Annotated in this window: 9 protein-coding genes; 3 read left to right on the top strand and 6 right to left on the bottom strand. The window is 34.4% G+C overall.

The features are described from left to right. From PHV30_05600 to PHV30_05580, 5 genes are all read right to left on the bottom strand, one after another. On the bottom strand, positions 1–805 hold an 805-nt coding region (locus PHV30_05600; protein ID MDD5456491.1), incomplete at its 3' end, for a hypothetical protein. A gap of 285 nt (positions 806–1090) precedes the next feature. After that, positions 1091–2272 (bottom strand): hypothetical protein, encoded by a 1182-nt coding sequence (locus PHV30_05595; GenBank protein ID MDD5456490.1) that lies wholly within the window; start codon positions 2270–2272, stop codon positions 1091–1093. A 32-nt stretch (positions 2273–2304) separates the two neighbouring features. Further along, positions 2305–3015, bottom strand: a complete 711-nt coding sequence (locus PHV30_05590; protein ID MDD5456489.1) for a flagellar motor protein MotB — start codon at positions 3013–3015, stop codon at positions 2305–2307. Continuing rightward, a complete protein-coding gene (locus PHV30_05585) occupies positions 3008–3793 on the bottom strand; it encodes a MotA/TolQ/ExbB proton channel family protein (GenBank protein MDD5456488.1) in 786 nt (261 codons plus the stop codon). The genes PHV30_05590 and PHV30_05585 overlap by 8 nt, the downstream gene beginning before the upstream one ends. A gap of 135 nt (positions 3794–3928) precedes the next feature. Continuing rightward, positions 3929–6496 carry a FliG C-terminal domain-containing protein gene (locus PHV30_05580; GenBank protein ID MDD5456487.1) on the bottom strand — a complete coding sequence of 856 codons (2568 nt, stop codon included), beginning with the start codon at positions 6494–6496 and terminating at the stop codon, positions 3929–3931. A 124-nt stretch (positions 6497–6620) separates the two neighbouring features. Here PHV30_05580 and PHV30_05575 point away from each other — a divergent pair, with 124 nt between their 5' ends. Beyond that, positions 6621–8087 (top strand): hypothetical protein, encoded by a 1467-nt coding sequence (locus PHV30_05575; GenBank protein MDD5456486.1) that lies wholly within the window; start codon positions 6621–6623, stop codon positions 8085–8087. After that, entirely contained in the window at positions 8080–9282 is a 1203-nt protein-coding gene (locus tag PHV30_05570) for a hypothetical protein (protein ID MDD5456485.1), read from the top strand. The genes PHV30_05575 and PHV30_05570 overlap by 8 nt, the downstream gene beginning before the upstream one ends. Before the next feature lie 44 nt (positions 9283–9326). Here the strand turns inward: PHV30_05570 and PHV30_05565 are convergent, their stop codons facing one another. Then, positions 9327–9812, bottom strand: coding sequence for a ferritin family protein (locus tag PHV30_05565; GenBank protein MDD5456484.1), 486 nt, complete (start codon positions 9810–9812; stop codon positions 9327–9329). A gap of 267 nt (positions 9813–10079) precedes the next feature. Between PHV30_05565 and PHV30_05560 the strand changes: the two genes are divergently transcribed. Then, positions 10080–10761 (top strand): outer membrane beta-barrel protein (locus PHV30_05560; protein MDD5456483.1); only part of this gene is annotated, 682 nt, incomplete at its 3' end.

Here is a 10761-nt window from a genome sequence, read left to right as displayed (position 1 = left end):
CAGACTGCGTCAATACACTTAAGCTTCCGGGCGCATCCGGTACTCCTGCGTCTACTTTTAATGTATAACTGCTCACTGTTCCCCATATCCCGCTATTACTTAAGGCCCTTACTTTTATAGTAAAACTCCCATTCCCTACTCCATTATCTTCAAACGTCCTGTTGTTTGACGCTACACTGCTGTCTACTCCCCCCGGGTCAACTCCATTCGTTGTGTAATAATACTTGTCTACTCCTGATACCGGGCTCACCGCATCCCAACTGAATGTATGGTTCGTATTACTTGTCCACACATTGTTGCTCGCGTTATTGCTTTGCAGGTTACCGGGTGCTGCCGGCGTCCCACCATCATATTGATAATACATAATAGTCTGCCAATTTCCTTCATTACCTGCATTATCAATAGCCTTTACTCTCAAATAATATGTCCCGGGACTGCCTAAAGCTCCGGGATTAAAAGCACTGGTCACACTATCTGCCGCATTTGTGACCGTTGATTCCGCATTGGTTCCCCAATATATTCCATAATAGGCTATGCCGCTTCCTCCCGGATCACCGGCATCGGTAAAATCCAGATTACCTACGGCATTCATGCTGGTCCACTCCACATCGATAAGCGTTCCACCTGTTCCGGGCGGTGTTGTGTCTAAAACTATGCTGTCTGTTGCCAGAGTATCTCCCTCATCATTTATAAAACGAACATAAACTATTTTTGTCTCGTCACCATTAGTCAGAGACCATTGCTTATTAGTACTATAAGACTCAGTCGCCGATCCTGAGAAATCAGGAGTATTACTGATATTCATAGACGTAGCATTAATAGCGGACAGGGATAAATTTACATTTACAGAATTAGCAAACGGGTTGTCGTTATTGACAGATACTGTGCACTCTGAGGGAATTGCAGAATAAGAAATCTGAAATAAAATAATGCCTATTACGAAGGCATATAGGCTTCTTTTTTTCAATTAATACTCCACATACTGATTTTATTATACTTAGAAAGGCCTGTGATTCAATAATTAAAGCATCTACAGAACTAATTATTTTAATTATTTTCATATAAGTTTTAGAAGTTCAAATATAAACTATTATTTTGTTTTTTCTAAATAATCTTTTATATGTCTGTTTTTAGGGATTTCTTTATTGATTTCAATAAAAATTCTTTCTGCTTCTTTATATTTTTGTTCTTCAAACAGGGCCCTGGCTTCTTTAAATTTAGGCCATACAGTTGTTTCTGTTTCTAATGAAGACTCCACATAAGGCAAGGCATCATCAATCCTTTTTAACATAATTTTTTCTTTTTCACGATCCGGTTCCAACAAAATTATTTTCATAAACATCTGTTTTGCCAGGTAATAAAAATCATTTTCCAGCATATCCATTGCATCTTTTGTATATTGATTAATTTTATTCTTTTGTTCATCTTCCATATCATTGGCAAGAGAATAGCTCATGGAGAAGCAAATATTCGGATCCAATTCCTTTAACACATACGCGCAATCAAATTGCAGCGACATGACCTTTACACCTGTTCCAAGAGAAAGCTCATAACTGTTCACTCCTACACGTAAAGGCAGCATATTAAAAACTGTCAGCTCGCCCCCAAGTCTCCATTCACTAAAATTGTCACCAACATCCAGGTTTAATATAAGATCACCTTCTCGATACGAGATGCCAGCCCTGCTGCTGCTGTTCATCACATCTGTTGTATTCCCCATGACAAATCCCAGAATATTGACCAGGTTCATTCCTACTCGTAATTTATCCGTTACAAAATATAACATTGAAAGGTCCAGACCAATGGCCATATCGCTTTGTTTTTCAAAAGCTCTGCTCAGATATTTTCCTTTTATACCTAAAAATAATTTGTTTGTAATTAATTTTGTGTAAGACAGGCCAAAGGACATTTTGCTGTCAGAAAATGAACCTGTGGACTGATTAAACATATCTCTGCCTTCAATTCCTGCTCCGGATAACATAAGGACATCCATTCCAAGAGCAGACTCTACACCAGGCAGAATAAGTCCCATATACATTGAACTGTAACCTTCAAAAAGCATTACTTGCTGAAAAGTAGCTTGTATATTTTTTACCTGCATCAGCCCCGCCGGATTCCAAAACACTGCAGATGCATCATCAGCAAGCGCCACATAGGCACGTCCCATTGCTAATGATCTGGCTCCTGCGTTCCAGTCGGCAAACGATCCATAATTTTCTATAGCTATACAAAAATTTAATAAAATAAGTATTGAAATAATTAGTTTATACATTCCCCCACCCCATAATTCGTTTTTTATTTATCCTATTTTTTCGCGTTAACCAAAATATTTATTTCAATTCTTCTATTCATTGCCCTGTTCTGTTCCGTATCGTTTGCTGCTCTTGGCCTGAACTCTCCGTAACCATTGGCTGAAATTCTGTTCGGATTAATCTTATGAACTTGCACGATATACTTTAAAACATTATAAGCACGGTCAAAAGACAGCACCCAATTTGACTCATATTTTTTACTTTCTATGGGGACGTTATCCGTATGCCCCTCTATCATTACTTCATTCGGCATATCTTGAAGCAGTGTTGCTACAGGGTCCAAAAATCTTTTAAATCCATCCTTCAATACTGCGGAACTGGTATCAAATAAAACAGGCTGTTGAAATATAAGCCTGACCTTTTTTTCCTCCACTATAAAATCTATATATTTTTCAAGCTTTTCAGATATTATCATTTTCTGAACTTTTTCAGCTATCTCTTTACTTTCCTGGTTGCCCTTGGTTTCTTTTTGTTCACTTTCCTTATAAACAGTTTTAACTCTTATATTTTCTTTCTGATGAAGTTCTTCGTTAAAAGTTTTACGTATAATATCTATAACAGACTCACCATGAGATTTACTGGTCATTTGTGCCGCAAAAATGTATAACAAAATAAAAAAGATCAGCATTTGCGACATGAGATCACCGAAAATTACATCGCCAATATCCTTGCCGCCGTCTTCTTCTTCCTGGTATTTAGCCATTGGGCTTGTCCTTTTTATTCTTTATTTTGGCTTGAGAGTGAAGAAAAGTCTCAAGATATTTCTCAACTTTTGTCGGAATTTCTTCTTTTTCAATTAATAAAATACCCTCAGTTATCAACCTTTTTATCAGGACCTCTTCATCGCTCATAACCTTTAATTTCTGTGAGAACGGCAAAAAAATGAGTCCGGAAAACATGGCGCCGTAAAAAGTTGTTACCAATGCCAAGGCCATAGCCGGCCCAATTTTTGTGGGATCCTGCATACTTCTTAGAACCTGCATTAATCCTACTATTGTTCCAACCATACCGAATACCGGTGTAAACTGTGACATATTCTTGAACATCTTGATTGTGTCCGAGTGTCTTTTCTGCATTTCCTCAATATCGTTATCTAATGCTGCTTTGATAAAATCAAACCCCAGTCTGTTTATAATTAATTCCAAACCGCGCCTGATAAAAGGATCTTTCGTTTTTTCAACTTCTGCGATTAACGCTTTTTTTCCGCTGGAAGTAACAACTTTGGAATAGCTTATTAATTCGTTTATTATTTCTTTTTGCGGTGGTTTCTTCGGAGGGAATAAAACCAGCTTTGCAGCAATAAGAAATGATTTGAAATTTACAAATTTTGAGCTCATTAGTAGTGCGATCATCGAACCTGCTAGTACCAGAGCCAATGACGGTATATGAATATATGTCGAAGGATTGATGAGCATATCCGGCGACCCAACCAATACAAAAATAAGCACAAAACCAAATGCAAGAATAAAATTTATTTCCATCTTCCCACCTCTTCCATGTGACCTTTAGATGTGTCGCTTATATCCTGCCACGAATGATAATGGCTTAAACATTTTATTTTATTTCAAAAAAGAGGGAGTCGATTAATCTTGTCTGGAGAGCTTATTGCTTATCAGTTACACCTGGAACAACTCATCAATTTTTTTGTCATCCGATTCTATTTTGTTTTTATTGAATTGCTTTTGAACCATCTGAATAATGCCCATATGATTCAATATTTTTGCTGTTTTTATAATTGTTTCCTGGGCATTTGTAATTTCTATTTTCGCAACATTCCCTTTGCGAAGGTCCAGTACTTCATTTAACATGACCTGCAGGCCTTCCGGCATATAACCGATTAATCTGTCTCTTGTTTCCTTGGGATTATCTATAATACTCAAAGCGATAACATTTACGTCCACTTCCATAAATAAAGTTATGATATCCGTCTCTGACAACTCCAAAATATCATCAAATAATATAATCATATCTCTTATCTCTACCAGTATATCCGGATATTTCTCCGATAAAGCAACAGTCAACTCGGTTTTGCTGATATTGCTGATTTTATCCAATATCGGTTTTACAATATTCTTTCCACCCACCAGACAGGCAACTTTTTCTTTATAACTTTGCTCAAGTTTGCTTATGTCTGCAGAAGAATATTCTGTTTCATGAACCAGATAGGGTAGTATCTCCGCTTGTTCGCTTATTTTAAATTTGGAAAGAATAATATTGCCCAAATGGCTAGGCAAATAAGAGATTATTACAGCCACATTCTGCCAGTAAATTGCATTACCTTTTTCGCCTTTAGGCATGTCTTTTTCAATCAAGTATGCCAGTTTCAAAATGTTTGATTCATTAACAAATTCAAAATAATCTCTGGCTGACTGACTTTCTTTTACAGTAATTTCATCATCCAGGTTCTTGTCTGCATCAACACCTAGGCCCATGCCTGTTTTGCTTGAATCCTTTGAATCTTTACCTGCTCCACCGCCACCACCGGAGCCTCCCGCACCAGAGCCGCTTCCCCCTGCAGCCCCAGACAAATTTGAACTTTTAGAAATTTTCATCAAAGCGAAAAGTATTCCTCCCAGGATTAAGCTTGAAAATAATAAGATAGCATAAAACACGATTTCTTTTTGACCTATTTTGGACTGTTTTTCCACCATAGTACTGTTTAATGATTTGGCTTTTTCAAGCTCCCGCAAAGATCTGTTAAGGTCTTCCTCATTTTTTTGTTTAATACTTTCTATTATTTTTTCAGATTTCTCTTCGCTGCTGCGAATTAATTCCTTAATTATATCCAGATCATTATTTTTTTCGTCTTTTACAAATTTCTCAGTGTAAACATTGATTGTATCTTTATGCTTATCATTAAAATTTAACCAGGTTTTAACCCTTTTCAGCACCTCATCTTTATTCAACAAATAATTAACCCATAAACTCACTTCATAATGATCTATTATAAATTCATTTCGGTTATTCGGCTTCACATCACCTATATTGGGAACACCAGGCAATAAAAGGCTATGCTTTATTCTTTGAGGTGTGTTTGATATAACCTTAATCTGCAAAGCTATAACGGCATTATCATTTCCATACAATTTATCTAACAAATTTTGGATCTCATTTTCCTTTACCTTTTGATATGATAAAATCTCGGAACTATTTTCGAAAGAAATGTCACGGATACTCTTTCTTTCTCCATCCATTACCGTGGACTCTGATTCTGACAAGAAATATAATATGTTCTCGTTTTCCGGCTCAAACAAGGCACCCTTTTTCCAATATTTTTTTGCCTTGGCGTAATCCTGAAGTTTGTAGTAAGCAGATCCCTTCAGCGATAAAGCCCCGACATGGTCCGGCTTGATCTTTAATACATCATTACATTCCTTTATTACATTCCAGTATTTTGCTTCATAAAACAGAAGCAAAGCTTTATTAACTTTCTCATCCAAAACGTCTAGTGATTCAATAGATGGATCTTCGTACATTTGCTGATAATCTGATTCTTCATCCGATAAAATACTGAAATATATTTTTTCCAGTTTGGAATTTTCTTTTTGATATGTACTTAATCTTAAACTGTCCAAAGATGTATCTTCACCTTTAACATATGAATTCAAAACCTTGCTGATCTGTTTTTCCTTAAATGTTTCAATATCCTCCGAATATTTAGCAACCATTTCTTTATAGCCGGGTGTTTTATTTAATATATTTATAAATATTTTCCTTGTTACTGAATCAGAGCCTGAACCGCCATTGTATTCGACTTTTTTAAAAATTTTATTCATAATATTAATTGCCTGTTCAACTGTTATGTTCTTCGTTAATTGCTTCGCGTTCACTTCTATGTAACCCTTTTCTACAGCTGTCTGTAAATACGGATAAATTTTGCTTTTCGCGTCGAAATCTTGAAAATATGGATTTTGGGTCTTATAATCCAGCGACACACCGCTTATTACCATGGAAGCGAATAAAACCTCAGTTTTATTTAATTTCATATCCAGATTAAATTTATTGTCTACATATAAAGGCAATATACCGTTGCCGGCAACATATTTAACATCTTTATAGTATTCATGGTTTTTTGTAATATCCAGAGCATCAACTGCATAGATATTGCTTAACAAGAACAAACTAATAAAAATTACAAAAGTTAAACTATATACTTTATGTGTGCTAATGATAAACTTCCCCATTTATATAATATCTATTTAATCAATGTTAGTGAATAGTACCAGAAGCAAATTTCCAACATATCTATTTAATAAATATTGCTTTTCTTATAATATGATATTAAAAGGATAATTTAATAATATAGCAATGAAATTAATAAATATTCGATTAACCAATAATACCGGAGAAGACAGTGGCGACTTGTTCCCAACTAATTTCGATTTAAAAGTCGGACCGGAATTTGATATTGAACAATTATTTTTTGATCAGCTTCAGAATTTTCTTGAAAAAACCGGGAATGAATCCACTCTGAATATTAACACAATTTTTGAGTTGCATGATTTTGAAATAAATATCCTTAATCAGAAATTCGGCGATCAGTGTTTACAGAATAATAAAATTAAGTTTTCTATCAGCAAAAGCAATTCGCAGTGGGATTTTATTGTTAATGAAAAAGCATATATAAATAGACTGGCTAAGGGACAAGATATTCCGGCCGAGTATCAAAAGCTGATAACCGATGCCGCGAACAGCGCTGATTTGTTAAAAAAACTGCAAGCCATAGACCCGCCAGCTGACTCATTGGAATCGCTTATCATGAAATTGGAGTTTCTGCAGTTCAGGGATATGAAGGAGGAAATTATTGACGGGTACTTAAAAAAATGGCTGCCCCCCTATATACAGATTAGTCTCTCGGAAATTTTAAAACTCTCTGATATGAGACAAAAATCTATTAAGCAGCCTAATCCGGTTGAATTTGGAGAAACCTACTTCGCGAAATTAAGTTCCAAGTCAGGATTTAATAAATTATATATTGAAAAATGTTACCGAATACTGGAACTTATCAATGATATATTTAAAGATTCACTGCTTAGACAAAAAACAATCCTGGCCGGCGACTCAGCGTTTAATTTAATGTTTCATAAATTTGCGCATATACCCATATCTCTGCACCTGTCATTTCTGGATAATGAAGATACCTTTAAAAAAGATTATCATTCTTTATTATTCAACATCATCAATTCAAAAAAATACACTGTGAAGGATGTTTCCGATACAGAAAAAGAACTCAAATATATTAACATACTGAATCAGCCTGACAGCATTAACCTGTTTATTGAATATAACTCAGGGTCATATGCCTTTAATCCGGTTATTAATGAGTTTCTAAATCCATTTACCAATAGTAAATATCTGGTAAATTACTCCTCACTTGAAGAAACTGTCGCAAAAATAATAATATCTATTGAAAGCTGTTTTAATTATGAAGATTATCTGAATTTATATAAAATATCTATAACACCTATTCCCTATAACCTTAACCTGGTACATTCCATCTATATATATAAATGCAAAAACCCACGTTTTCTCGAGGATATATTTCAAAAATCTATAACCCAAACCGATAATGACGAAAAAATTTTACCGCTTCAACAAAATTCAGCGCATCTGGAAATAAAACAGTTAAATGAAAAAATAGATTCTTTTATAAAAATATTCAGGAATATAAATGATAATCAAAAAGCGTTTATAAAAAACCCGGTCCAAGCAAATTTATCACTTATTTTTAATCCAGCCATTATCAATAAACTATTAAATAATAAAAATGATTAATACTGAGAAAAAGAAATTGATACAAAATAATGATATTAAAATAATTCATAAGGATATCGATACCGATGACATTGATGAATTAAGAATAACAAAGGACAATTTAATAAAAGAAATAGATGATCTAACCCTACGGAAAGAATTAATAACCAAAAATGTTACAGAATACGAAACACAAAAAAAACATGAACTTAAACTCAAGCAGGCGCACGAGAAAGAAATAGAAAATTTAATAAAACAAAACAAACAATCCATAGAGATATTTATTAATCAAAAAAAACAGCTTATTGATGAAATTAACGAATTAAAAAATCAAGAGCAGTCTATACGGGATTCTATTCAAAAAAATAAAATCATTTTGTATGAATCTGAACAGCTTGCTAAAAAAATGAATAATGAAAAGCTGAAATTGCAACATACAATAAAAAATGGAACTAATAAAGCAGAGGGATTAACTGTCAGCGAAAAGGAATTAGTTAAAAAAGAAGATAATACCGAAGAACTGAAACAAATAGCAAAAAATATGGCGAATCTCGTCCAAAAAGATATTGCCCAAATAAAAAAACAAATAAACGAAACAATTAAACCAAATAAACAATTATTTCAAAAATACATAAAAGATTTAAAAAATGTTGTCAAAGATGAAATACAAGAATCCAACAATAATTTTCAGGAATACGTTAAAAATATGGAAGTCCAGGTGAATAACAGCAAGGATGAGGCGTCTGATTTACGGACAATAATAATAGCTGATATCCAGAAAATGAAAGATCAGATTGTTGGAGAATTTGTCTCTTCAAAGAATAAGTTTATCGATGAAACTCTTTGTAAAGTCAACAACAGTAAGGAGGAGACATCTGATTTAAAAGCAATAATAACATCCGATATCCAAAAAATGAGAGATCAGATTATTGAAGAATTTGTTTCATTAAAGAACAAGTTTATCGATGAAGCGGTATACTTGAAAAAAGATAACGCATCTGATGAACAGAATAAAAAGAAACAATCCGTAGAAGAAAATCTATTATTAAAGGAAGAAGCCATCAAAACAAGAATAATAAACTATAAAGAAGAATTAAAATATATTCAAAAACAAAAAGAAATAGTAGAAGCAGAATATAATTCTCTTTTAACAAAACTAAAAGGTATTAAACAAACAAATCCGGTTACAAATCTGAAATCAATATCTTTCTTATAACTTTCCATCTTCCTCAGATCTGATATTGAATTATTCATAAAAAACTAATATGCGTCCTGATGATACCACTCAGCGGATTCCACCCATTGTCTGGGATTTGTATAGTAAATAATCAGGTCCAGAACAATAGATGCGTGTTTTTCTTCTTCGGCCGCGATTTCTGAGACTACTTCCCTGTATCCGGGATTTTTTATATGCGCAGCATGCTGTCTGTATAAATGATAGCTTTTAATCTCAATATCCTCTGCTTTTTCTAAAGCCTGTGTTATCGATTCCTTGAAGGCCGCTATTTTATTTTGGGTCTGTAACTCCTGAAAAAAATTCAGAGTTGCATCCATTACGTCCGAAGGTACGAGTAGCGCCGGAAGGTTTTCTTTCATCTTTTCAAACAGCAGGCGATGTTTGAATTCATCATCAGCAAGTTTGTTCAATATGATTTTTACGCTTGCATCAGTAGTTTCTGCAGCGATTGCTCTATAGAACTGTTCACCCTCTATTTCCATTTGTATTGCCTGATCTATAATGTTCATTTTTTATACCAACCTTTCCGTGAATTTAACAGTTTTTCTTTGCTATATTGATATTTTAGTTATTCTAACTCCAAGCACGAACATGGATATTCCTTAAATTTTTGACATCCTTCTACTTTCAATCAGGTTTGAAGCTTAAAATATTTACTAATGTAGAAACTAGTCAGTTATATGGAGAACAAAAGACTGTGCCGAATGAAGCCGATTATATATAATCTTCCTAAAAAGTAATAAATATATTTAGATTAGAAAAGATAAGGAGATGTGATGAAAAAATTTTGGTTATTAATAAGTTTCGTTCTATGTTTGGGGGGATTTAGTCTGGCAGCACCTAAACTGGACTTGGGACTGAATATGGGGACAATGCTCCCCAACCACGACACCCTGGCGCAACAGACATTTGCTTCTGACTTCTACTGGCAAATGATGTTAGGAATGGTTGATGATAGCGGCTGGGAAATACGTGGCAACTTTGGCAGTTATTGGGATACAAGTCACTTTAATTCTGCTGATATTGCAGCTAATCGTCGTATAAACCTGAGACCTTTAACCGCATCCCTCATTTACAATATTCAAGGTGGAACTATTCAGCCTTACTTCGGAGCAGGGGTTGGCGGATATTTTTATGATGTCATGGATGATGTTTACGGCAATCTGGAATCAGGTTTCAAATTAGGGTTTCATGTCCTGGGTGGGATTAAACTTCGGGTAAATGAGAACTTTTATCTTAATGCCGAGTACACCCAACATTACTTACCGGCAGTATTCTTTTCAAATGAAAAAAACTTTGATGTAGTAGCACTGGTAATAGGTGGTGGTTTTGAATTTGCTCAAAATCCACAAAATCAGGCAAAACGCTACCCTTACACAAAAGCGCAAGAAGATGTTCTGATGCAGATCCAGCAGGTAGAAAAAGAAATAAAAGATCTCCAGGCCAAACGTGACAAAC

The sequence above is a fragment of the Candidatus Margulisiibacteriota bacterium genome (assembly GCA_028715625.1).
In the GTDB taxonomy this organism is placed as follows: Bacteria; Margulisbacteria; Riflemargulisbacteria; order GWF2-35-9; family GWF2-35-9; genus JAQURL01.
This window is presented reverse-complemented; position numbering and strand designations above follow the sequence as displayed.

Coding starts and splice junctions, on each gene's coding strand:
- PHV30_05595 (MDD5456490.1), bottom strand. CDS start 2,272: ATGTATAAACTAATTATTTCAATACTTATTTTATTAAATTTTTGTATA.
- PHV30_05590 (MDD5456489.1), bottom strand. CDS start 3,015: ATGGCTAAATACCAGGAAGAAGAAGACGGCGGCAAGGATATTGGCGAT.
- PHV30_05585 (MDD5456488.1), bottom strand. CDS start 3,793: ATGGAAATAAATTTTATTCTTGCATTTGGTTTTGTGCTTATTTTTGTA.
- PHV30_05580 (MDD5456487.1), bottom strand. CDS start 6,496: ATGGGGAAGTTTATCATTAGCACACATAAAGTATATAGTTTAACTTTT.
- PHV30_05575 (MDD5456486.1), top strand. CDS start 6,621: ATGAAATTAATAAATATTCGATTAACCAATAATACCGGAGAAGACAGT.
- PHV30_05570 (MDD5456485.1), top strand. CDS start 8,080: ATGATTAATACTGAGAAAAAGAAATTGATACAAAATAATGATATTAAA.
- PHV30_05565 (MDD5456484.1), bottom strand. CDS start 9,812: ATGAACATTATAGATCAGGCAATACAAATGGAAATAGAGGGTGAACAG.